Origin of the sequence: Prevotella melaninogenica ATCC 25845 (assembly GCF_000144405.1) — a bacterium.
Taxonomy (GTDB): Bacteria; Bacteroidota; Bacteroidia; order Bacteroidales; family Bacteroidaceae; genus Prevotella; species Prevotella melaninogenica.
On sequence record NC_014370.1, the window covers coordinates 122849 to 147232 of the forward strand.

15 protein-coding genes are annotated in these 24384 nt (G+C 41.2%); 10 read left to right on the top strand and 5 right to left on the bottom strand.

Going from position 1 to position 24384, the window contains the following annotated elements; genetic code table 11:
- Window positions 1–31: 31 nt before the first annotated feature.
- Window positions 32–1048 (top strand): M28 family peptidase, encoded by a 1017-nt coding sequence (locus HMPREF0659_RS00450; protein WP_013264611.1) that lies wholly within the window; start codon window positions 32–34, stop codon window positions 1046–1048.
- 860 nt (window positions 1049–1908) lie between these two features.
- On the opposite strand, the gene HMPREF0659_RS00455 is transcribed toward HMPREF0659_RS00450, so the two are convergent.
- Window positions 1909–2343 carry a hypothetical protein gene (locus HMPREF0659_RS00455; RefSeq protein ID WP_013265031.1) on the bottom strand — a complete coding sequence of 145 codons (435 nt, stop codon included), beginning with the start codon at window positions 2341–2343 and terminating at the stop codon, window positions 1909–1911.
- Window positions 2344–2769: 426 nt separating this feature from the next.
- On the opposite strand from HMPREF0659_RS00455, the gene HMPREF0659_RS00460 reads away from it, so the two are divergent.
- The 3 genes from HMPREF0659_RS00460 (at window position 2770) to HMPREF0659_RS00470 (ending at window position 7691) form a co-directional block, all read left to right on the top strand.
- Window positions 2770–3996 carry a nucleoside recognition domain-containing protein gene (locus HMPREF0659_RS00460; RefSeq protein WP_013264494.1) on the top strand — a complete coding sequence of 409 codons (1227 nt, stop codon included), beginning with the start codon at window positions 2770–2772 and terminating at the stop codon, window positions 3994–3996.
- A gap of 90 nt (window positions 3997–4086) precedes the next feature.
- The gene (locus HMPREF0659_RS00465) at window positions 4087–5538 is read left to right on the top strand and encodes an oligosaccharide flippase family protein (protein ID WP_013263834.1); all 1452 of its coding nucleotides are present in this window, start codon (window positions 4087–4089) and stop codon (window positions 5536–5538) included.
- A 29-nt stretch (window positions 5539–5567) separates the two neighbouring features.
- Complete coding sequence (locus tag HMPREF0659_RS00470) at window positions 5568–7691, top strand: S46 family peptidase (protein WP_013264588.1); 2124 nt, start codon at window positions 5568–5570, stop codon at window positions 7689–7691.
- 130 nt (window positions 7692–7821) lie between these two features.
- On the opposite strand, the gene HMPREF0659_RS00475 is transcribed toward HMPREF0659_RS00470, so the two are convergent.
- Together HMPREF0659_RS00475 and HMPREF0659_RS00480 are read right to left on the bottom strand one after the other, a co-directional pair.
- On the bottom strand, window positions 7822–8181 hold the full coding sequence (locus HMPREF0659_RS00475; RefSeq protein WP_044045789.1) for a hypothetical protein: 360 nt from the start codon (window positions 8179–8181) through the stop codon (window positions 7822–7824).
- A 281-nt stretch (window positions 8182–8462) separates the two neighbouring features.
- Complete coding sequence (locus HMPREF0659_RS00480) at window positions 8463–10385, bottom strand: DEAD/DEAH box helicase (protein WP_013264721.1); 1923 nt, start codon at window positions 10383–10385, stop codon at window positions 8463–8465.
- 1370 nt (window positions 10386–11755) lie between these two features.
- On the opposite strand from HMPREF0659_RS00480, the gene pnp reads away from it, so the two are divergent.
- From pnp to HMPREF0659_RS00500, 4 genes are all read left to right on the top strand, one after another.
- Window positions 11756–14011: a polyribonucleotide nucleotidyltransferase gene (pnp, locus tag HMPREF0659_RS00485; protein WP_044045790.1), complete on the top strand. Its 2256-nt coding sequence runs from the start codon at window positions 11756–11758 to the stop codon at window positions 14009–14011.
- A 210-nt stretch (window positions 14012–14221) separates the two neighbouring features.
- Complete coding sequence (locus HMPREF0659_RS00490) at window positions 14222–14416, top strand: hypothetical protein (protein ID WP_044045791.1); 195 nt, start codon at window positions 14222–14224, stop codon at window positions 14414–14416.
- Between the two features lie 13 nt (window positions 14417–14429).
- Window positions 14430–16268: a lamin tail domain-containing protein gene (locus HMPREF0659_RS00495; protein WP_013264642.1), complete on the top strand. Its 1839-nt coding sequence runs from the start codon at window positions 14430–14432 to the stop codon at window positions 16266–16268.
- Between the two features lie 287 nt (window positions 16269–16555).
- Window positions 16556–17017: a copper resistance protein NlpE N-terminal domain-containing protein gene (locus tag HMPREF0659_RS00500; RefSeq protein ID WP_036921994.1), complete on the top strand. Its 462-nt coding sequence runs from the start codon at window positions 16556–16558 to the stop codon at window positions 17015–17017.
- Window positions 17018–17471: 454 nt separating this feature from the next.
- On the opposite strand, the gene HMPREF0659_RS00505 is transcribed toward HMPREF0659_RS00500, so the two are convergent.
- The gene (locus HMPREF0659_RS00505) at window positions 17472–18026 is read right to left on the bottom strand and encodes a DUF3332 domain-containing protein (RefSeq protein WP_044045792.1); all 555 of its coding nucleotides are present in this window, start codon (window positions 18024–18026) and stop codon (window positions 17472–17474) included.
- A 376-nt stretch (window positions 18027–18402) separates the two neighbouring features.
- Window positions 18403–20088 (bottom strand): DUF6377 domain-containing protein, encoded by a 1686-nt coding sequence (locus HMPREF0659_RS00510; RefSeq protein ID WP_013264827.1) that lies wholly within the window; start codon window positions 20086–20088, stop codon window positions 18403–18405.
- A gap of 253 nt (window positions 20089–20341) precedes the next feature.
- On the opposite strand from HMPREF0659_RS00510, the gene HMPREF0659_RS00515 reads away from it, so the two are divergent.
- Window positions 20342–22480, top strand: a complete 2139-nt coding sequence (locus HMPREF0659_RS00515) for a glycoside hydrolase family 97 protein (protein ID WP_013263981.1) — start codon at window positions 20342–20344, stop codon at window positions 22478–22480.
- A 240-nt stretch (window positions 22481–22720) separates the two neighbouring features.
- A complete protein-coding gene (locus HMPREF0659_RS00520; protein WP_013264467.1) occupies window positions 22721–24277 on the top strand; it encodes a DUF6377 domain-containing protein in 1557 nt (518 codons plus the stop codon).
- Window positions 24278–24384: the final 107 nt, after the last annotated feature.

The following is a 24384-nucleotide window of genomic DNA, read 5'->3' on the forward strand; positions in this document are numbered from 1 at the left end:
AGAGTGGGAGAGAATAAGAAAACAATCAACAATGAAGACGAATATAAAAATCATTTTCGGCTGCCTCTTGGCAGTGTCCCTCGCAACCGTAGCATACGGCTGTAAAGGGAAAGCAAGCAACAGTGATAATGGTGCTGACACAGTAGCTACAGCAAAACCGGTCGGACCTACGTTTAATGCCGACTCTGCATACGCCTTTACAGCAGCACAGTGTGACTTCGGACCACGTGTGATGAACTCTGCAGCACATGATAAGTGTGGCAAGTGGATAGTAGAGAAATTTAAGGAGTATGGCTGTGATGTACAGGAGCAGAAAGCCGATCTAAAAGCCTATGACGGTACGGTCTTGAAGTCAACTAATATCATTGCACGTTTTAATCCAGAAGCAAAGAAGCGTATCTTAATCTGTGCGCACTGGGATAGTCGTCCTTGGGCAGACAATGATCCAGACTCTACTAACCACAAGAAGCCTGTTATGGCTGCGAATGATGGTGCCAGTGGAGTGGCTGTAATGCTTGAGTTGGCTCGTCAGTTGCAGGCTGATAAGAAGTTAAAAGTAGGTGTTGACTTTGTTTGCTTTGATGCTGAAGACTGGGGAGTACCACGTTGGGAGACTCGATATCCGAATGCTGACGACTCTTGGGCATTGGGTGCACAATACTATGCAAAGAACTTCCCGACAGCTGTTAAGCCTGAATTCGGTATTTTGTTAGATATGGTAGGAGGCGAAGGTGCACAATTCTATCGCGAGGGAATGTCTATTCAGTTTGCTTCTGATGTCGTAAACCGTGTTTGGGAGGCTGCAAAGGGAGCAGGTTTCGGCTCTTATTTCCCTGATGCTATCGGTGGAATGGTTACTGACGACCATGTTCCAGTGAACCAGTTTGCAGGTATTCCTACTATTGATATCATTCCTTACTATCCTGATTGTCAGCAAAGCTCTTTCGGTCCAACATGGCATACAGTCAATGACACTATGGAACATATCGATAAGAATACGTTGTTAGCAGTTGGTCAGACCGTCATACAGGTATTGTATACGCTGTAAAATATAAAGTCTCATATAAAGAGGATGTGTCCAAAATAGATACATCCTCTTTTTTGTTTTTGTTCCTTTTTGGGTTCTTCCGAAATATGGAGTGATAAATTAAAACGCTTATATAATAAGGCACACAGAGCTACGGAGAGGACGGAGATAAAGGCAATGTCACGGAGGTGCCGACGGCACAAAGAGCGACGGAGGTATAGCGTACAGATTTCTAATGATTCTTTTGGTATGAACGCTTTGTATATAAATTGCTAACAGAATTGGCAAACAATCTCCGTCGCTCCACGTACCGACGGTACCTCCGTGCCTACCAGTGCTTGTTTTGATATCCCTCCGTACTCTCCGTTCCTCTGTGTGACATTTCATCAGAGACCTAAGCTTAGGTGCATTATTATCACTCCAAAATACTGAAGACCCTCTTTTTGACGCTCTAACCCTGATATAGAAAAATAGAAAGCGTACTATTCCGCACAAAGTGTTTTTTGTTTTATAACTTCAAAAGTATGGATAAGGTTTTGAAAAATAATTATATAATTTCAAATAAAACATCTATAAATAACGGCAAAAATACGAATAAGAAGCGGGTTTGTAACCAACAGGAAATCAGTTTGTTATAACGGAGCAATTTAAAAGGTGCTTAATTGGACTTCAAAAGGGCGTTAGTAACGTTGCTAAAGGGCACCTTTTGCAAGCCAATTGGGCGTCTTTAAGAAGCCAAAAGAGCATGTATTGGAAGTGAAGTGCATGAAAATAGTTTACAAAAAGCGGTCGTGAAAAGATGAATCCGATTATGGGAAGAAACTCTTGCAACCATAATCGGAATTTATTTGGATTGATATTGTGAATCCTATTCCAGACGTTTAGATACGCTTTAACGACTGTTTAACGCCAGAGATAAGCAAGCCCATTTCCGCAGCATTCAGTCCTCTAATTAAGACGTTAGGCTCTCTATACTCCACAGCGTAGTTGGATAAAGCGGGTACACAATGAAAGAAAGGTAAGTCAACCACCTCTCCTTTCTTTGTCGTACTTACAAATGTAAGACGAATGTCAGAGAAGTTTTCTTTTTCGTTTTTATATAACTCATTGGGATACATTGGTAGAATGGTATTAACTCCCTCTGTTATAACAAAATTCAAAAGCTTTTCTTTTCCCTCTTTTTCATAACATTGTGGCTCTGCCACATAAGCCTTCGACCATAGGTCAGCCTCCCCTGTCCCTTCTTCATCTAAGAGACATTGTTCATTTTGCTGATCCTTACGCTTATTCTTGTTAAAGAAATCGAATATACCCATATAGTCTTGCTGTTACTATCTTTATTCGCAAAGTGACTAATTATGTAATAAAAGTAATCGGAAATAGATAAAATTCTATCCCAAAAAGACGTTTGCAAAGATAAAAACTTCGTACAACATAAACACAATTACGTATGTTAAAAAGACTAAACTGTATATACAAATCGGTTTAATCATCGATAAAACATCTAAAAACGGGGCTTAATAAATGTTGTTTTGGTAGTGCTTTCGAAAATATCCTACAGCTTATTATCGACAAAACAGTTAGAAACACGGAGGCTAACAACATCTTTTTAGTTTATTATGCTGTAGGTTCACACAGAAATGTTTATCTTTGCATTGGGAAAGAATGGTGCCATTGTGGGGCTGTCTGTCCCCACTTCTGATTCATAACAGACATATTAAAACAGTTATAAAAAGCGATAAATGGCACTGAACTATATTTGGATAGGATTCTTCGTAATAGCATTTGTCTTCGGAATTATCTCTCTGTTGATGGGCGATACAACGATATTCGAGAAGATGATGAACTCTACCTTTGATTCATCTAAGAATGCCTTTACAACATCAATAGGCTTGACAGGAGTCTTGACACTGTGGTTAGGAATCATGAAGATTGGTGAAAAGGCTGGTGTTGTCAATGTTCTTGCACGTATGCTCAGCCCTTTCTTCTCAAAACTCTTCCCTGATATTCCTAAGAATCACCCTGTTATGGGTTCTATCTTTATGAATATAGCATCGAACATGTTAGGACTTGACAATGCAGCTACGCCTACAGGATTGAAGGCGATGGCGCAGATGCAAGAGTTGAACACAAAGAAAGACACGGCAACTAACCCGATGATAATGTTCTTAGTATTGAATACTTCGGGTCTGACGCTCATCCCTACGACTATTCTTGGCTATCGAAGCATGAACGGTGCAGCACAACCTATGGATGTGTTTATTCCAATTCTGTTGGCAACAACGGTAGCTACGATTGCTGGTATCCTCATTACGGCAACTTGGCAGCGTATCAATATCTTCCAACCGACATTGTTCTTGGGACTTGTTGGTATTATTGGCTTTGTCGGATTGTTAATTTGGGGATTCGGACATATGGATAAGCAGATGACGAATACGGTGTCATCTGTTGCCTCTAACTTGATTGTCATGTCGATAATCATGCTTTTCATCATTGTGGCGTTGTTACGGAAAGTGAACGTTTATGACGCTTTCATCGAAGGAGCGAAGGACGGATTCCAAACTGCAGTACGTATCATTCCTTATTTAGTAGCTATCCTTGTGGCTGTAGGAGTGTTCCGTGCTTCGGGGGCAATGGACCTTTTGATACAGGGAATTAAGTGGTGTGTGGAGCAGTGCGGACTTGACACAAGATTCGTAGATGCACTCCCAACGGCGTTTATGAAGCCGCTTTCTGGTAGTGGTGCACGTGGTCTTATGTTGGAATCAATGAAAACTTTTGGTGTTGACTCATTCGTTGGCAGATTGAGTTGTATCTTCCAAGGTTCAACAGATACGACTTTCTATATCTTAGCGGTTTACTTCGGAAGCATCGGCATAAGGTATACACGTCATGCATTAGCTTGTGGATTATTAGCCGATTTGGTTGGTGTAATTGCCGCAATCGCAATCTGCTATATATTCTTTTAGGAGATCATTGAATCTATTAAGCTATTGGGCTATTAGCCCTATAAGCCTTATTAGCCTAATAAGGCAAATAAGCTAAACTACAATACAACAATGGCAAATTTAAAATCACTTGCAAAAGACACTGCTATCTACGGAATGAGCAGTATCATCGGAAGGTTCTTAAACTACCTTCTTGTACCCCTCTATACAGCGAAAATTAGTGCGGCGAGCGGTGGCTATGGTGTTATCACAAACATCTATGCCTATACTGCGTTGCTGTTGGTCGTTTTGACTTATGGAATGGAGACGACTTTCTTCCGTTATGCCAATAAGACTGACCAAGATCCGAAGAAGGTTTACTCTACTACTTTGTCTTTGGTAGGGCTTTCTTCACTGCTATTTATAGCAATGGTCTTCGTCTTCCTGCAGCCTATTTGCGACTTTATGGGTTATTCGGAACATCCTTCATATGTGTGGGTTATGGCTGTCACGGTAGCGATTGATGCCTTTCAGGCTATTCCTTTTGCCTATCTCAGATACAAGAAACGCCCAATTAAGTTTGCTACTTTCAAACTGTTATTCATTGCTTTGAACATCATTTTGAATCTTGTTTACTATCTAATCCTTGACGGACATGAGGTGGGTTATGCCTTCTATATCAACCTTGTATGTACAACGACTATCACCTTCTGTTTCTGGAAAGAGCTAAAAGATGGCTTCTTTGCAGGCGGTAAGCTGCTTGATATGCCTTTGGCAAAGAAGATGTTGTCGTATACTTGGCCAATACTTTTCCTTGGTATAGCTGGTATTCTTAATCAGACGGCAGGTTATATCATCTTCCCATACGTCTACAAGGACAATGATGCACATACACAATTGGGTATCTTCGGTGCTGCAAGTAAGATAGCAATGATTATGTCGATGATTACGCAGGCTTTCCGCTATGCCTACGAGCCATTCGTCTTTGGTAAGGCACGCGACAAAGACAATAAGGAAACCTATGCGAGGGCTATGAAGTTCTTTATTATCTTTACGCTTCTTGCCTTCTTGGTGGTAATGGGTTATATGGATATTCTTCGCCATATCATCGGTCGTGACTACTGGGTAGGATTGAAGGTGGTACCTATCGTGATGGCAGGAGGTATCATGACAGGTGTTTACTTCAACCTTAGTTTCTGGTATAAACTCATTGATAAGACGATTTGGGGTGCCTATTTCTCAGGCATTGGATGTGCTGTAATCATCGGAATCAACGTGATTTTCGTACCAAAATATGGTTATATCGCTTGTGCTTGGGCAGGTTTCATGGGTAATGCAACGGCAATGGTGCTCTCTTATCTTGTCGGTCAGCGTAAGTATCCGATAAACTATCCACTGAAGAGTATCTTTGTTTATCTTCTGATAGCTGGTTTCTTCTTTGCCGTTATCACCTATACTAACGCCAATCTTCCTGTTCCTGCAGCCTTGGGAATCAATACATTGGTTATCATTCTCTTTATAGCTCATGTGCTTTATCACGACTTTCCACTGCAAAAATTACGCAGTCGGTTTGCAAAGAAATAAACAAGTATCATTTAATCAATTATATCATTATGAAGAAATCGACTTTACTTATTGCCGGACTTCTCGCATTGGGTAGTACATCCATGCACGCCGACGAGGGTATGTGGACGCTCTATAACTTGCCAGATGCCGTCTACGAACAAATGGTAGCTGAGGGATTCCAGTTGCCACGCAACATGCTTTATGGCGCACCTAACGCTATTAGCAATTCTGTTATCAACTTCTCTGGCTTCTGCTCAGGTGTTGTTGTATCACCAAATGGTCTTGTCTTCACTAATCATCACTGTGGATTCAGCGCAATTAATGCCCTTTCCACCGTTGAACATGATTATATGAAGGATGGTTTCTATGCAAAAAGCTATGCAGAGGAACTCCCAAGCAAGGACTTGTTTGTGTCCTTTATGAAGAAGCAGGAGGATATTACTCCTCGTGTTAATAAGCTTATTGCAGGTAAGAATGCTGAACAGACAGAGGCGATTATCGATTCTCTTACAAATCATTTGACCGACTCTATCAAGACCATTGATAAGACTTTGCATATCAGTGTTGATGCTTTCTACGAGGGAAATAAGTATTATGCCACTACATATCAGGACTTCCAAGACGTACGTTTGGTGTTCACAGTACCAAAGAGTATGGGTAAGTTCGGTGGTGAAACAGACAACTGGATGTGGCCACGACAGACAAGTGACTTCTCTGTGTTCCGTATTTATGCCGATCCTAAGACCAACGGACCAGCTGCCTACTCAAAGGATAATGTGCCTTATAAGCCAGCTAACTGGGCTCCTGTAAGTCTTGAGGGTTATAAGGATAAGGATTTTGCAATGACAATTGGCTATCCTGGCTCTACTAATCGTTACTTGTCTTCGTTCGGTATACAGCAGCGTAGAGACATCGAGAACACCGTTCAGGTACAAGTTCGTGATATCAAGCTCGCTATTATGAAGAAGTACATGGATAAGAACGAGAAGACTCGTCTCCAATATGAGAACAAGTACGTTACATCAGCTAACTACTGGAAGAACTCTATTGGTATGAATAAATGTATTGATTCCATCGGTTTGATTCGTCAGAAGGCTGAATATGAGGCTAAGATACAGAGATGGTTGGATGAAAAGACCGTGAAGGACCCTACTGTAAATGTTGATCTCAAGAAGTTAAGCAACCTTTATAAGGAGAGTGCTGAGCCTGCTCTGGTTCAAGCTTACTGGAACGAGTCATTCTGGAAGGTGTCTGAATTGATTCAGAGAGCTATTGATATCACCCGTGGTGCTATCGAACCACAGGGCCCTAAGGATGATGAATCAGCACAGTATGTACAGTTTAAGGACAATAGTAGCGACTGGAACTTAGCCCTTGATAAGGAAATGACAGCCGCTATGTTGAAGAACTATGCTGAACACGTACCTGCTGCGTATCGTCCAGAAGTATTTAATGTTATCAAAACAAAGTTCGGTAACAATTATAAGAAGTACACTGACTGGCTCTATGCAAATAGTAAATTACTTGTTAAGGACCATAAGTTCTATAATGATGAGAACACACTCAACGACCCAGGTATACAGCTTGGAGTAGAACTCGTGATGCTCTATCAGCAAGTTATGACCAACTATGTTAGCAAGATAGAAGCTATCGAGCAGGAAGAGAAGAAACTTTGCGAGGCAAAGGTACAGATGGAGATGGATATGCCACATTACAGTGACGCTAACTTCACGATGCGTATGTCTTATGGTCAGGTAGGTGGTTATATGATTGGTGGCTTTGACAGCAACTACTACACAACTGCTGAGAGTCTTGTTGAGAAGATGAAGTTAGGTAAGAAACTTGAGGATTACAAGGTTGAGCCTATTATGATGGACCTTATGAGTGCTAAGAACTTTGGTCGTTATGCTGATAAGACAACTGGTAAGATGCAGCTTTGCTTCCTTACTAACAATGATATCACTGGTGGTAACTCAGGTTCTCCAATGTTCGATGGTAAGGGTCGCCTTATTGGTCTTGCTTTCGACGGTAACTGGGATAGCCTTTCAAGCGATATCAACTTCGATCGCAAGCTCGCACGTTGTATTGGTGTTGACATCCGTTTCGTCCTCTACCTGATGGATAAGTGGGGTCATGCTGACCGCCTACTGCAGGAAATTAACCCACAGTAAGGGTTACTCCTAATATATTAAAATAGGTATGTTCAAGAATGAGCATACCTATTTTTCTTTTGAAAAGTAGTATCTTTATGGGTATATTATCAGCTTATTGGCTTTTACTGTAAGCATACTACATTTTTATTTAGATAATAACGAAAAGGGTAATCATTAATATTATTACCAAGAATACATAAGAAAACAGTCCCAACTGATATTCTTTCTTTGTCAGTAATGCCTCTTGTTCTTTCATCTTTCGTTCGGGAAACATACGAAACATTAAGAGGTATAAGGGAACGACAATAACTGCACCTATCAGGTAATCCCCTCCTTTTGAGCCTGTATGCCAAAATTTTAATACACTCTGCATATTTAATAAACCAATTATTATAAATAAACAAAGTATAAACAGTGCGAGAAGGTTTGTCAAGGTAGCAAAATAAGGAATGCTTCTGTTAGCCCCTCTCATATTAAAACGGTATAAACTGGCTATGATTTTGTACATAGTTATTGCTGGTAAACTGAGAAACTGCTTTCGTATGAGTGATACCTCACGATATAAGATACCGGTAATAGCCTTCTCTCTTTCCCCCTTTAGCTGTCGTGTTGCGGCTCCGCACTACTCGTGCTGATGCTCCGCACGAATGGTGCTGAGGCTTAACACCACTCATGAAGATAGTAATGCGCTATACAATATATGATTGATGTATAGCCAATTTATCGAAAACCTCTCCAATGTTATACGCTAAGTCTCCCTCCCCTTTGGGGAGGGTCGGGGTGGGGTATTTACTTCTTTGGTCTGCGTCTTGCCCATCCTTCCTCAGAAAAGTCAGGCTCTTCGCCTTTCAACTTAGCAGGACCACCTTTCATAAGTTCCTTCCAATCATCTTTCTTGAACTTATGCTGTCCTCCGAAAGGATTATCATCATACTGGCGACGACCACGGCCCTTGCGCTCACGAGACTCTTGACGGCCTTCGCCACGGCTGCCGTAACCGCCACGTCCACCCGCAGAGCGACTGTTGCCACCTGCTGAACGGCTATTAGACGAACGACCATGACCACCTTCTTCGGCATCGTTACAACGCACCTTACGACCTTTATAGGTTGCACCGTCCAGCGATTGCATCACCTTCTGTGCGTCCTGCTCTGGCACTTCGATGTAGCTCTGCTTAGCAAGGAGGTCGATATGTCCTACTGCCTGCTTACCATGCACGTTCTTATTGACAAACTGCATCACCTCACCCGGATAGAAACCATCTGCCTTACCGAGATTGATAAAGAGTCGCTTATAACCACTCTCCGCCTTACGTGGACCACGGCTGCGGCTTCCTCTGCCTTCACCTCTTGCGCCACGGCTATCTTCACGTGCACTACGTGATGATGGCTTCTCAATCTCCTGAGCATTCTTATAATAGTCAAGGAAGCGACCGAAGGTTGCAGAAACAATCTTCTTGATGACAACCTCCTTATCGATATACTCGAATTGGCGGTTGATATCCTTCATATAAGGTGCAATCTGGTCCTCATCAACGTCTGTCTTCAGGATGTCATCCATTGTCTTAAACAGCTGCTTTTTGCAGATTTCCTCTGGTGAAGGCAGTGTTCCGTCAACAAAGTCCTTACTGATTTCGCGTTCAATATTACGTACCTTATACTTCTCGCGTGAGTGAATAATCGAGATAGAAGTACCCTTCTTTCCTGCACGACCCGTACGGCCAGAACGGTGGGTGTAGTTCTCGATATCATCAGGGAGACCATAGTTGATAACGTGTGTCAAGTCGTTCACATCCAATCCACGTGCTGCAACGTCTGTAGCGACGAGAATCTGTGTGAGATGTGAGCGGAACTTCTGCATCGTGAGGTCACGCTGCTGCTGCGAGAGGTCGCCATGCAACGCCTCGGCATTGTATCCGTCCTTAATCAACTTGTCAGCAATCTCCTGTGTCTCAACCTTTGTACGGCAGAATACAATCGCATAAATCTTTGGATAGAAGTCAACCAATCGCTTCAAGGCAAGGTACTTGTCGCGTGCATTCACCATATAATAAATATGGTTTACACTCTCAGCACCCTCGTTACGGCTGCCCACTACAATCTCTTTATAGTCATGTAGATAACCCTTTGCAACACGCTCTACCTCACGACTCATCGTAGCCGAGAATAACAATGTGTTACGATCTTCAGGTACACCGGTCAATATCTCAGTGATACTCTCTTGGAAACCCATGTTCAACATCTCGTCAGCCTCGTCCAAAACAACGTTTCTAACCTTGTCAAGACGAGCCTTACCACGGTGCATAAGGTCAATCAGTCGGCCCGGTGTAGCCACGATAATCTGTACACCATGACGCAACTGGCGAATCTGTGTGTCGATAGATGCACCACCATAGACAGCTGCGATATGCAAATGAGGGATATACTTACTGAATTCCTTTAGGTCATCGGCAATCTGCAAACAAAGTTCACGCGTAGGACTAAGTACGATAGCCTGCGTCTCCTTGCTGCTTGTATCAATACGTTGCAGCAAAGGCAAACCGAATGCAGCCGTCTTACCCGTACCAGTCTGTGCCAGTGCGATGACGTCGTTACGATTACCAAGTAAATAAGGGATTACTTCTTCCTGTACAGGCATTGGATGTTCAAATCCAAGCTCACTAATGGCGCGACGAATCTCTTCGCTCACACCTAACTCTTCAAATGTCTTCAAATTCGTTTGTTTATTATTTATTATCCTATATAAAAGGTAAGCTCACCACCAAACGAACCCACTAAAAAGACACTTGCCTGCGACGGGCTTCAACCAGTCAGTACGCAGACTCTCAGGTGGTATGTTACCTTTAATTGGCTGCAAAGGTACGTTAAGAAGTTGAGATGAGCAAATAAAACCTCTTATAAATCAATGGAATGGAAGAAAAAGAACGGATAGAGCACAGAGGAGGCGATGAGAATTCTAAAAAAAAGTTGATAGATTTAAGTATTTTATCATAAGCTATTAAAAAAATACTACGAAAACACCTGTACTGTTATAAAGTCTAAAAGTGTCATCGAATATTCGTGAATTACATTTTTTTTATGTGTTTTTTTTGTAACTTTGCAATGTCAAATAGAAAAATAGTCGTTATTAAAGTTAATTATTTGAGTTAGTACAAGGACACAAAACTTACGTGAGTAAGTTTGATGTTAAACGAAAGGCTTCGCAGTGATGCGAAGCCTTTCTTCTTTTATTCTATATGTAAAGAGGCGGCTTCTGTTAAATGCATGGGTTGGAAATAGTGTCAAAGCTTACGCATTGGCGTGGTGTGGATATGCTCAAATTAGATGGTTTTACAAATGGAAAAACTGCAAGATAATATGCAATTTGATATTATCGCTATCCGTAATCTTCAAATATCTTATTCTCACTTTATAGCTGTATGTAAATTATTTTCATGTGGCTCAAATCCAATACATGCTCTTTGGGCTTCTAAAAGACGCTTAATTGACTTGCAAAAGGTGCCCTTTAAGACCCTTACTAACGCCCTTTTGAAGTCCAATTAAGCACCTTTTACTTTGCTATTTTATAACCAATTGATTTCCTGTTGGTTATAAGATTGTCTTTTATTCATATTTTTATCGTTATTTATAGCTTTTTTACTTGAAGTTTTGTAATGATTTTTCTGCGCGTTGTCTGTGATTTTGCAGTATTAAACTGAAGGAGTTTTCTATGGCAGAAGATAACCATAGAATAGTTAGCTGAACGTCTTAGCTATGTTGTTTGTTTAATGAGTAACTTCATTTCTTCCGTTAAGACTATACGAAGTACAATCTACACATTGAACGGAAAATGACCTCCAAAAATGATAAAAGGGGATTAAAAGGAAAAGAAAAGCAAGTTAAGCGATTTAACATCTGATAATTAGCAGACCTAAAATAAATTCGTTTTTATTTGGGTGTTACATATATAATAGGTAAATTTGCACGGATTAATTTTTTCGGGACGCGTGAGAAGGTAAACGTCAAGGCATTCGAGCCTATAAAGAGTTACCACTTTGGTTCCCAAAGATGTTGGTCAAAACAATAAGTATTTTAAAATTTTAGATGAACGTAATTACGAAAACAGTTCAATTGCCAGATGGAAGAACCATCTCAATTGAAACCGGAAAGGTTGCAAAGCAGGCCGATGGTGCAGCAGTTCTCCGCATGGGTAACACAGTACTTCTTGCCACTGTTTGTGCAGCTAAAGAGGCAGTTCCGGGAACAGACTTCATGCCTTTGCAAGTTGATTATCGCGAGCAGTATGCTGCCGCAGGTCGTTACCCAGGTGGTTTCACCAAGCGCGAAGGCAAAGCCAATGACGACGAAATCCTAACATCACGCCTTGTGGACCGTGTTCTTCGTCCACTTTTCCCATCAGATTATCACTGTGAAGTTTATGTACAGGTAATGTTGCTGTCTGCTGACGGCGTTGATCAGCCTGACGCACTTGCTGGTTTGGCAGCTTCTGCAGCGCTTGCAGCTTCAGATATTCCAATCGAGCATACTACTTCAGAGGTTCGTGTTGCACGTGTTAACGGCGAGTACGTTATCAACCCAACTTTCGAGCAGATGAAGGAAGCTGATATGGACCTCATGGTTGGTGCTACCAAGGACAATATCATGATGGTAGAGGGTGAGATGGACGAGGTTTCTGAGCAGGATCTCATCGGTGCTTTGAAGGCTGCACACGAGGCAATCAAGCCTATGTGTGAAATGCAGGAAGAGCTTTCAAAGGCTTGCGGTACAGATGTTAAGCGTGCATACGAAGATGAAGTCAATGATGAGGAGTTGCGTGAGGAGCTCCGTAAGGCTACATACGACGCTTGCTACGCTCAGGCTCAGAGCGGTGACGATGATAAGAAGCACCGTGAGGAGACTTATGACAAGATTAAGTCTGATTTCACTGAGGCTTATGACGCAGCTCACACAGACCTTTCAGAAGACGACCTCGAAGAAAAACACACTCTTATTGACCGTTACTTTGCTGATGTTCAGCGTGACTCAATGCGCCGTAGCGTACTTGATACGGGTAAGCGTATGGACGGTCGTGCAACAGATGAGATTCGTCCTATTTGGTGCGAGATTGATACACTACCAATGCCACACGGAAGTTCTCTCTTCCAGCGTGGTGAAACAATGTCTCTCTCTACTTGTACTCTTGGTACAAAGATGGATGAGAAGATGGTTGATAACGTTTTGGAGAAGAGCTACCAGCGCTTCCTCCTTCACTATAACTTCCCTCCATTCTGTACAGGTGAGGCTAAGGCTCAGCGTGGTGTAGGCCGTCGCGAGATTGGTCATGGTCATCTTGCATGGCGTGGTTTGAAGGGTCAGATTCCTGCTGACTTCCCTTACACTGTTCGTTTGGTAAGTCAGATTCTCGAATCTAATGGTTCTTCTTCTATGGCAACCGTATGTGCAGGTACACTTGCATTGATGGATGCAGGTGTTCCAATGAAGAAACCAGTGTCAGGTATCGCTATGGGTCTTATCAAGAACCCAGGAGAAGATAAGTATGCTGTACTGAGTGACATCCTCGGTGATGAGGACCACTTGGGCGATATGGACTTCAAGACAACCGGTACAAAGGACGGTTTGACCGCAACTCAGATGGATATCAAGTGTGATGGTTTGTCATTCGAGATTCTTGAGAAGGCGCTTATGCAGGCAAAGGCTGCTCGTGAGCACATCCTCAACATCATGACTGAGACTATTGCAGAGCCACGTGCTGAGATGAAACCACAGGTTCCACGTATCGTTCAGTTGGAGATTCCTAAGGAGTTCATCGGTGCTGTTATCGGTCCTGGTGGTAAGATTATCCAGCAGATGCAGGAGGAAACAGGTGCTACTATCACTATCGAGGAGACTGATGGTGTTGGTAAAGTACAGGTTTCTGCACCTAATAAGGATTCAATCGACGCTGCTTTGGGTAAGATCAAGGCTATCGTTGCAGTTCCAGAGATTGGTGAGGTTTACGAGGGTACAGTACGTTCTATCATGCCATATGGCTGCTTCGTAGAGATTCTACCAGGTAAGGACGGCTTACTTCACATCTCAGAAATTGACTGGAAGCGTCTTGAAACTGTTGAAGAGGCAGGTATCAAGGAAGGCGATAAGATTAAGGTTAAACTCCTCGAGATTGATCCTAAGACAGGTAAGTACAAACTTTCACGTCGCGTTTTGCTTGAGAAACCAGAGGGATATGTTGAGCCACAGCGTCGTCCACGTGGTGATCGTCGTCCACGTCGTGACGGTGAGCGTCGCTTTGATGAGCGTCGTCCACGTCGTGAGAACAATGAATTTGAGAACAACGATTAATCGTTTGTTATAATACTATAATCCCCCAGAAGCAGCCTATAAGCTTGCTGGGGGATTTATTTCTCTATCTACAAAGCCAAGTAGACTACAAACCCAATTCTACCTGACTGTACAAACCATATAGCCTAAATGGTAAAAACCACATCTATCTTGCATCGAGTGAGATAGCATAGAACCTATTTTTAATTTAACCAAACAATTAACACTAAAATGAAGAAAGATTATCTTTCCCCCGCTATGGTTGTAATACCAATCATAGAGGAACTTTCTATCTTATATTCAGCCACTGGTAATCTCCCTGAAGGTTCCGAAGGGCATAGCGTGGATGATGAAGACGAGGAGTATGAGGTGGACCCTCCAGCTACTCCCAGTGTCCCAGCTAAACATAAATCAATCTTATCTTGAAATAACTGAAATTATGAATTACATTGTAAGAGCATTCATTTACGCAACAATAGCACTTGGACTTGTTGCCTGCTCGCAGGAAGATATCAATTCAACTGAGCGACAGAAAGCAAAAGAAGAAATTACTTTCACCGTTGATGTTACATTAGACAAGAATGTAGAGGATATGGTGAACGCAAAGCAGATGACAAATGTATGGGATACTGAACAGCCTGCTACGACCCGTACTCCTATTACTTACGATAAGCAAGGGTCATTGACTTATAACTGGCGGGTTGGTAGTACGATTCCTTTATTCGTCTATATCACTGATGGAAAATACAAAAAAAGTTACAAACTTGACAAAGGTTTGCAGGTTATCTCAGCCCATAAGGGTTACTTTACATTCTCTGTACCATCCTATTTTGACTTGTCTAAACTGCAAGTGGCATCGGCTACGGGTAAGGAAGACGGTGTAGAAAATGGTGCATGGACAATAGGTATAGGCTATGATGGTGTCATGAGAGTTTTTGGACCAAAGGCTATAGATGCAAGTTCATACGATTATAACATCCCACTTTATTCGAAGTTAACGAAAGTAGACCCTGCTACAAAGCATGCTAAAGTTCAGTTTTTAATGTTAGGAAGCTGGATTGGCGTTAGAGCAAAGTCGGATATGTATTACAAGAGCAATGTTTATTCTATTGCTTTGAAGTCTGACGTGCTCCACATGGATGGAAAATTCGATCTGTCAAAAGCTTCTCCTGTATGGGAAGCAGACAAATACAGGATCAGTTTCAATGCTCGCCATAATACGATAGTGGACGAGTGTGACACGATTAGAGTTAATAATTTCGCTATTGGTGGTGAGGCTGATGGAGCAGGAACAACCAAGTATACCAAGCCTTTCTATATCTGGGTAAAGGCTACACCAGGCGCAACCAGTACGACAAAAGCAAGAGTTATCCTCCGCAGTGAGGCTGATAGCAAGACAGGAGCAGTAGCTCCACAGATTGATTTCTTGTCTATGCGTAATCGATTCTATCGTGAAGCGAAAGATATTGTAAACTTCAAAGATGGTGATACGTATAACTTTAGTATTAATGCAAGTCTGAAAGAGACACGTGGAGCATTGATGATAACAGAGTATTACCATTCTTCTGCACAAAATGGAGAGAACAGTTGGATTGAGATAACAAATGCTTCAAGAGAGACTGTATCGTTGAAAGGATATTATCTTGTGAGTCCAAACCCATGGAATGTGGAACCTTATAGAGCATTATATGTCGCTAATCTGACTGACCTCAAAGCATTGAGCCGAGGAAGCAGTAGTGTTGGTATGCCAGGAAACTCAACAACATCGATACCTGCAGGAAAGTCTATTTGCTTAGCTGCGGGCACAGGTTATGCAGAAGTTGTTGCTAAGAATAAGGCTTATCAGGTTATTAATACAGGGTCTGGAGTGTCTACTCCGTCAGCTGTTACGGGTGGTGTACACTATTCAAAGTATATTTGTAAAGACGGTTGGAACATCGATTTGAAAGACCCTAACAATAATATAGTAGACAATTTTGGTGTTGAAGTAGCCTATTTGTTGAATGGCAGCAATGGTTTTTATTATAATTATTATTTAGGAGAGAGGGATTTTATTCGTTCAAAAGAGACACCTTTTAATGCTCCTTATAATGGATTTAATCCAAAGGGATGGTATTATATGCCAATAGAAACAAGTGGATTAAACTTCCTTGGAACTTTTAATGATTATGATAGTAGGTTCATACCATTCGTGGATTATAAAGATGGTGGAAGTGGGAATAGACCAGAACGCTACCGTGATATGTCTTATTACACCAATATCATTCATCTTCCATAAGCAAAGGGAATGAAGATTCTTTGATAATAAGCGCATCGTTTATATAGGTATAGGCAGGGATACCACGTGTATTCCTGCCTTTTTAACCTAAATCAGTCATTAGAGGCTAAACATATTTTGTTTTATTATTGGTGGATTAGATTTACGTATGATAGCCATAAAAATAAAATAAAACTTGTACGATAAAGATAAATAAAGGTTAAAACATTCTTGTTTTTAATTCTAAATACAATATCTTTGCACCGCGAGAGTTAAAATAGAGTTTACAATATAAAACTAAAATGATTATGAAAAAGATTATGTTTTTGGTAGCTGCTTGTGCAGCTATGGTAGCTTGTAACAATGGCAAGACTACTGCAAACAACGAGGGTGCAGATTCTGCAGTTCAGGATTCAGCTGCTGCTGGCGACTCTGCTGTTTACGAGGGTTTGACACCTGCAGCTGATGTTGCTGGTATCAAGTATCGTGTTGCTTTGGCAAAGGATTCATCAAATGGTTTCAGCGTATCTGAGTCTTACATGAAGTCTGCTTCTGAGACTGATACTGTTTACAACTATACAGGTAAATATCAGGTTGTAGAGAAGGACGTTAAGGGTAAGAAAAATACTTACTACCAGTTCGAGTTGGGTAAGGACAACAAGACCAACTTCCTCGTAGTAAACGATTCTACACTTCGTCTTGTTAACTCTGACTTCGAGGAGCCAGCAGTAAATACAAAGGATATGAACTACGACTTGAAGTTGAAGTAAGAAGAATCTGTAAACAAAACATTAATATAAAAGGGCTTGCCAAGGGATTATACCTTGTGCAAGCCCTTTTTCTGTAGGGTAGGGATGAATAGTCTTTATCATGTAATGAATGCTTCTCTTCGATTGTATGGCTCTTTTCTAATAGTATGTAGTGTTTATTATAAGAATAGATAGAAGTGTGTTTAGGCTTTCGCACTATAGGTGTTCATGCTCCGCACGATGTGTGCTAAGCCTCCGCACTATTGGTGCGGAGCGTTAACACGAATGGTGACGATGAGAATATTGATGCTTTCTCGTCGTATATTTCCAGAGAAAACACTAATGATTGGACAGCGAATGATACTTATCAAGACTGCATAAAACGCTTTATATGACTGCTGAAACTCCTTATAGAAACAAAAATAGGGACACGTCTGTGCCCCTATTTGATATTGTAATGTAGCAAGAATGAATCTTATCTTCTTGCCATGAAGAAGCTTGTACCAGCCTGCATCTGACGAACCTCGTATACACCATTTGCATCAAGTGTAACGTCTGCTGTCAAACCATTGTTGAGGAAAGCCTTTACAGAACCATCACCATTGAAGTGAATAATCTTCTGTTCCTTACCCTCAGCATTCATGTACCATGTGTTCTCCTGCTTGTTGTAAGTGAAGTAGAATACGCTACCATCTGGCTTTGTAATCTGATAACCATTCTCGAGATACTTTACAGCATAAATCAAACCATCGTCACCCTTGATGTTGCGAGTCTTACCAACGCGGTTAGCTACAGGGTTATTGCCTGTCCAGAACTCAATACTGTTGAGTACGAGTGCATCTGCAGCACTACAGAATGCGTAGGCAGGAGAAATTACGAGGAAGATAATCTCATTGAGGAACTTAGACTTTGTAGCGTGCTTGTTCCACTTTGCAAGTTTGTTGAATAAAGCAAATGAACCTACACATGAGCTCATGAGTGTTGCGCCAAGCAAGAGGGCAACCATAGACTTGATTCCTTTTGTTTTCATAACTTTCAAATTAGTTTATTTGGTGAATATTAATCTATTATTACTAAGCGGTTTAATTTATGTCTACAAAAATAACACTCTTATTTTTATTAAGAAATAATTTTATTTTATGATATTGAATGTTTGGTGTTTTTAACTTGATAAGTTAATGTTTTTGACATAACAAACGCTTTTGTTAACGCTTATTTAAACCCGAGTCGGTTATTAGAGCCTAAACATATTTTGTTTTATTATCGATCAGATTGGCTGTCTTTAGGGCGTAGGCGTAGCGGGTTACGTCAAGTTAAAAAGATAGACAAGATGGCGATAAGAAAATAAAAGATGTTAGGGAACAATTTCATAGTTATAAAAACAATACATATTGTGGTCAAATAACCTATTCGGATTTAGATTGTGTGGAGGTTGATTTACCAATTACTCGACAGAGCTTCATCACTTCTTCCTCGAAGGTTTCTTTGTTAATGGCTTTCCCCTTTAGGACAGAACGATAGTTATAGATGGTCTGTGGAGAGTAGAACAGCAGGTCGGCTATCTCGGCACTTTCCTTTACGCCTAATCGGATGAGTGCCATAATGCGCTGTTCTGTTGTGAGTTCATCGGTGCTTTTGTTCTGAATCTGCCCTTCTGGTAAGAGTAGGCTGTTTAACTCCTCAGTAAAGTCTGGATAGAGATCGAGGAACGCCTTGTCAAAGCGAGAGAGGAAAGTGGCTGCGTCTTCTTCTGATAATCGTTCTGATGAAAGCTGACTAAGCAATTCAGTTGTCTGATTGGCTTTGATCTTTCTTTTAACCAATGTCTGTTGTTTCTTGAGTCGGGCAATATACTTTGCACAAAGGTCGATATACAATTTTGCTAATCTTTCGCGTTTGCTGTTGGTATCAACAAGTAACGCATTAAGGGCGTGTAGCTGCGTATTCAACTCTTTTTGTTGTCTGTTCAGTTCAGAGAGTTGGTTGTTATTCTTTTGCAATTCCTGTTGCTGAAGACTAAGGCGTTTGGTCTGTTTAACGATATAAAAGACTGCAGAAAGCAGGAAGAGTAGAAGTAGCGAGATAACGATGATGGCTGTCATCTGCACTTTGTTGCGCTGGTTAAGCGTCTGCTGATAGCTACTTACAATCACTGGTAACTTGCTTGATATCTCAATAATGCGGAGTCTGTTATTATAGAAATGAGCATCCTCGAGTGCTGTCTGAATATATTGTTGTGCAAGGTCAAGCTCATCTTTGTTGTGTTCAAAGATGTACATTGCAAGGTTTTGGAGGGCAAAGTTCTCCATCGTACAGTTCTCTATATCTGCAATACTCGACAATAAAAGGAACTCTTCTTGCTTTTCTGTATTTCCCTCGTTGCCATAACTACCAGAGAGAGCAAAGCACGACATGGCATAGAATCGGGAATTTTGGGGTAACTGCTTTATGGCTTTGATGTAATGAGCACGTGCTGTTTGTGGATTATTCAATACAAAAACAGCGTATTCACCGAGGTAATACTCGTAAGTTTTATCGGTTTCATCGCAAAAAGGCATAGCCTTCTTAAGATACTCTTGCGCCTTTAATCGGTGTGTAGGCGTATAGGTCTTATCGTTACAGAAGTCTGCCCAATAGGTGTGAATACGGAAGAGAGAGAAGTAATATTCAAAGTGTTGTGCCTTGTCAAGAACGGTTGTGTCCACCTGTTCTATTTCATGAATAGCCTCATTATATAAGCCACCAATGGATAATAGCTCTGCCTTACTGATGGTATTACTATTGTAATAGTAGGTGTTCTGCGTCTCTTTTGCAAGTTTGATACCTTCGTTTAGGTATGTCATCGCAGAGTCAAATTGGAAGACATAGTATTCTTCAAATAGCTGTTCGTAGGTCTGTAGACGTTTAAGCGTATTCTCGCTGGTTGTGAGATTCTTCTTTAGTCGGTTGATATCTTTATTCTTATTATCGATAAGTGCATTGCGTTGCTCCAACAAATTGTCTAACTTTTGTCGTAGCTGTTGTGTCTTACTACCAGCAGATAATGTCGTTGGCAGTAGCAAGAAGAGTATATATAATAAGCTTCTTTTCATCGTTTAATTACTAATGAGTACAAAGATAATACTTTACTTGGAAATAGAGGACATCTACTTCAATAAATTATTATTATTATTTAAAATGTTGATAATAAGTTGTTTATAATTAATAACAACATAGCTTCATCTACTTGAGTACTACTATCGGTAGTTACTTCAACTCTTTTTTACTATCTTTGCATAAAATCAAATAATTACTCTTACAATCTTTAAATAGAAATTATAATCATTTTTATACTTTAACAAAACAATGAAGAAAACCAATATTGCCCTTATTGGGCTACTAATGGGGTGGGCAAGCATTGCGAATGCGCAGACTGTAAAGTCTCCTAACGGTAATGTTGCAGTTACTTTCTCATTAACAGGGAATGGAGTGCCTACTTATGAGATGACTTATAAGGGTAAGGCTGTTGTAAAGCCTTCGCACTTAGGTTTGGAATTAGCTAAGAACAAACATGCCAGCAAGGGCATGAACGAAACCAGTCTTATGGATGGTTTCGAGAAGACAGCTACCAAGACTACAACTTTCGATGAGACTTGGAAGCCTGTTTGGGGTGAGACTGCTACCATTCGTAACCACTACAATGAGTTGGAAGTAGACCTTAATCAGCCAAGCAGCAAGCGTAACATTGTTATCCGTTTCCGTGTTTATGACGATGGAATGGGCCTTCGTTACGAATTCCCACAACAGCCAGAACTGAACTACTTTGTTATAAAGGATGAGCATACACAGTTTGCTATGGCTGGCGATCATACAGCTTGGTGGCTTCCTGGAGACTATGATACACAGGAGCAGGAGACACAGGAATCAAAGCTTTCTGAAATCCGTAAGCGTTTCCACGATGCTGTAAACTGGGACAACTCATCTGTTTCTGTATTCTCAGAGACGGGTGTTCAGACCTCTTTACAGATGAAGTCTAATGATGGCTTGTACATTAATATTCATGAGGCAGCATGTGCAAATTATGCTACAATGCACTTGAATCTGGACGACAAAACAATGACCTTCGAGTCATGGCTTACTCCTGACGCTACTGGTTTGAAGGGATTCATGCAGACTCCTTGCGAAACTCCTTGGCGTACGGTGATGGTTAGCGATGATGCACGTGATATGCTTGCTAATAACCTTATCCTCAATCTTAACGAACCTTGTAAGATTGAAGACACGTCATGGATTCATCCAACCAAGTACTGTGGCGTTTGGTGGGAGATGATTGCAGGTGGTAAGTCTTGGGCTTATACTGATGAATTTAGTTCAGTGAAGCTTGGTCAGACTGATTATGCACATGCAAAGCCTAACGGACATCACCCTGCTAACACCGCAAATGTGAAGAAATACATCGACTTTGCTGCTGCTAACGGCTTAGATCAAGTGTTGGTAGAAGGTTGGAACATCGGTTGGGAAGACTGGTTTGGTCACTGGAAAGACTATGTATTCGATTTCGTTACTCCTTATCCAGACTTTGATTTGAAAGGCTTGAATGAGTATGCACACTCTAAGGGTGTTAAGTTGATGATGCATCATGAGACTTCTTCAAGTACACAGAACTATGAGCGTCACATGGAAGATGCCTTTAATTTGATGAATAAGTATGGTTATGACGCTGTGAAGACTGGTTATGTGGGTGACATTATCCCACGTGGTGACCACCACTATTCACAGTCAATGAACAACCATTATCTCCATGTTATAAAGGAAGCTGCTAAGCATCATATAATGGTGAATGGACATGAAGCAACTCGTCCTACGGGTCTTTGTCGTACATGGCCTAACCTTGTTGGTAACGAGTCAGCACGTGGAACAGAGTATGAAGCATTCGGTGGTAGTGATCCTAACCACACTGTTATCCTTCCATTTACTCGTCTTCAGGGTGGACCAATGGATTATACCCCTGGTATTCTTGAGACTCAGCTCTCAACATGGTGTGATAATAAGAGCTATGTACATACAACTCTCGTGGGTCAGCTTGCACTTTATTTAACGATGTATAGTCCACTTCAGATGGCTGCCGACCTTCCTGAGAACTATCAGAAGTATAACGATGCCTTCCAGTTTATTAAGGATGTTGCTTGCGACTGGGATGATAGTCGTTATCTTGAGGCAGAGCCAGCACGTTATATCACAGTTGCTCGTAAGGCAAAAGGCACTAACAACTGGTTCGTAGGAGGAAAGACAGGTCTTGCACCACACCTTAGTGTTCTCAAACTCGACTTCCTTGATAAGGGTCGTAAGTATGAGGCAACCATCTACGCAGATGCTAAAGATGCTGATTACGAGAAGAATCCAAAGGCTTACACCATTACTAAGCGCACTGTTAAGAAGGGTGATGTTCTCAAGCTTCAGCAGGTTCGTGGAGGTGGTTTTGCCATCAGCTTGAAAGCACTTTAAGCCATTAATTGTTTTCGGTATTAACCGATATCAACATAATATAAGATAGAAGTGCCGCAGAGAAGCGTGATTACTCAGAAAATCAAAGGGTTATATTCTTTGAAAGATGGCTACGTTTCTCTGCGGATATTCTATCTCTTACACGAAGCGTCTTACTTACTTACATTACTACATACTAAAACCATTAATTGTAACGTTACATAAGAGATGATATCATGTCCCCAAATAAGAATAAAGCAAATGAAAAGAATTGCAATCATCTGTGTAATTTTATGTACGCCATTACTTATTAATGCACAGACCCAAATACCAACACTTGACGATCTCGACCATGAGATAGCCATGTCATCTCAGTATGACAAACAATATGAAAATGTTATACGCAGTGTAAAGAAGCAACTTCATGCCGCTAAGACCTTGAAGGCTCGTTGCGAATTATCCGACAAACTATTCAATCTTTACACATCTTATTCTGTGGACTCTGCTATTGTCTATGCTATGGAAAAGCAGAAAATAGCAAAGGCAATGGGCAATCAGAGTAAGGTAAATGATGCAAAACTTAATCTTGCCTACCTCCTGATAAGGGGTGGAGAACTCAAGGAGGCAAGCGATATTATTAACTCCATTCCTCGAAGTGAGATAAACCAAGACTTGTCTTTCTATTATTTCTCAACGCGAAAGACGCTCTATCGTACACTTGCTGATGCCGCTTTAATCCCTTCGCAGAGGAAGCAATACAAGCAAATGGAGAAACTTTGTAACGATTCTGTCGTAGATAATAACCAATCTCCCGACATTTGGTCACGTGCTGAACAGCTTGTTAATCGCCAACAGTATGAACAAGCAAAGAAAATTCTCCTTGATGCCTATCACCACTTGAAACCTGGTGACCGCCAAACAGCATTTGTGTCAATCTCGCTTGCTGATATTTATGGTAGGGAGAAGAATGTGGAGGCCCAAAAGCAATACCTTATTGCAGCTGCTATCTCTGATATACGCAACTCGGTAAAGGAATACCTTGCCCTGCAGCAATTGGCTATGATCCTTTTTGAAGAGGGTGATACAAAACGCGCTTATGCCTATATGGACCACGCTATGAACGATGCCGTATTCTGTAATGCACGTCAGCGTACAATTGCTATGGCTGACGTTTGGCCGGCAATAGAAAAGTCACATGAGCGTGAAACAAAGAGTCGTACACTCAAACTTACAGCCGCTCTTGTGCTGATAAGTCTCTTATCTGTCTTCTTGTTGGTTATGATTATCTATACGCGTCGTCGTGTTGTAGAATTGCGTGCTATTCGTGCGCGTCTTTCTAACACAAACGAATTGCTGAAAGAATCAAATAATATTAAGGATGAGTATATCACTCGCTTCCTTAGCGAGTGTTCTGCTTACATCGACAAACTCGACAGCTATCGTAAACAGATTTATCGTCTTGTTACAGCTAACAAACGTACAGAACTGCTGAACACATTGAAATCACAGGAGATAATCGACCGTGAGTTGGATTCTTTCTATTCAAGTTTTGATGAAACCTTCCTTGGTCTTTTCCCTAACTTTGTAGAAGATTTCAACGCATTACTCAAACCAGAAGAGAGGATTATTCCTAAACAAGCGGGGCATCTCTCTACTGATCTTCGCATCTTTGCACTCATTCGTCTCGGTGTAAGTGAGAATGAGCTTATCTGTTCCTTCCTTCGCTGCTCAAAGGCAACGGTCTATGCTTACCGTTCTCGTGTGCGTCTAAAGTCTATTGATCCTGATAAATTCGATGAAATGGTATTAAAAATATAGTTGTCTGTGTACTATCTATAATTTACCGACTACAAAACTATCCACGTGCGACAATTCAATGTTCTTATACATAGAGTTGTCGCACGTTTTATTTTTTATTATTTACA

Bases quoted from the DNA above. Each gene is read 5' to 3' on its own strand.
- HMPREF0659_RS00500 (WP_036921994.1), top strand. From the start codon at position 16,556: ATGAAAAAGATTATGTTTTTGGTAGCTGCTTGTGCAGCTATGGTAGCT.
- pnp (WP_044045790.1), top strand. From the start codon at position 11,756: ATGAACGTAATTACGAAAACAGTTCAATTGCCAGATGGAAGAACCATC.
- HMPREF0659_RS00490 (WP_044045791.1), top strand. From the start codon at position 14,222: ATGAAGAAAGATTATCTTTCCCCCGCTATGGTTGTAATACCAATCATA.
- HMPREF0659_RS00460 (WP_013264494.1), top strand. From the start codon at position 2,770: ATGGCACTGAACTATATTTGGATAGGATTCTTCGTAATAGCATTTGTC.
- HMPREF0659_RS00510 (WP_013264827.1), bottom strand. From the start codon at position 20,088: ATGAAAAGAAGCTTATTATATATACTCTTCTTGCTACTGCCAACGACA.
- HMPREF0659_RS00465 (WP_013263834.1), top strand. From the start codon at position 4,087: ATGGCAAATTTAAAATCACTTGCAAAAGACACTGCTATCTACGGAATG.
- HMPREF0659_RS00505 (WP_044045792.1), bottom strand. From the start codon at position 18,026: ATGAAAACAAAAGGAATCAAGTCTATGGTTGCCCTCTTGCTTGGCGCA.
- HMPREF0659_RS00495 (WP_013264642.1), top strand. From the start codon at position 14,430: ATGAATTACATTGTAAGAGCATTCATTTACGCAACAATAGCACTTGGA.
- HMPREF0659_RS00450 (WP_013264611.1), top strand. From the start codon at position 32: ATGAAGACGAATATAAAAATCATTTTCGGCTGCCTCTTGGCAGTGTCC.
- HMPREF0659_RS00475 (WP_044045789.1), bottom strand. From the start codon at position 8,181: ATGTACAAAATCATAGCCAGTTTATACCGTTTTAATATGAGAGGGGCT.
- HMPREF0659_RS00520 (WP_013264467.1), top strand. From the start codon at position 22,721: ATGAAAAGAATTGCAATCATCTGTGTAATTTTATGTACGCCATTACTT.
- HMPREF0659_RS00515 (WP_013263981.1), top strand. From the start codon at position 20,342: ATGAAGAAAACCAATATTGCCCTTATTGGGCTACTAATGGGGTGGGCA.
- HMPREF0659_RS00455 (WP_013265031.1), bottom strand. From the start codon at position 2,343: ATGGGTATATTCGATTTCTTTAACAAGAATAAGCGTAAGGATCAGCAA.
- HMPREF0659_RS00470 (WP_013264588.1), top strand. From the start codon at position 5,568: ATGAAGAAATCGACTTTACTTATTGCCGGACTTCTCGCATTGGGTAGT.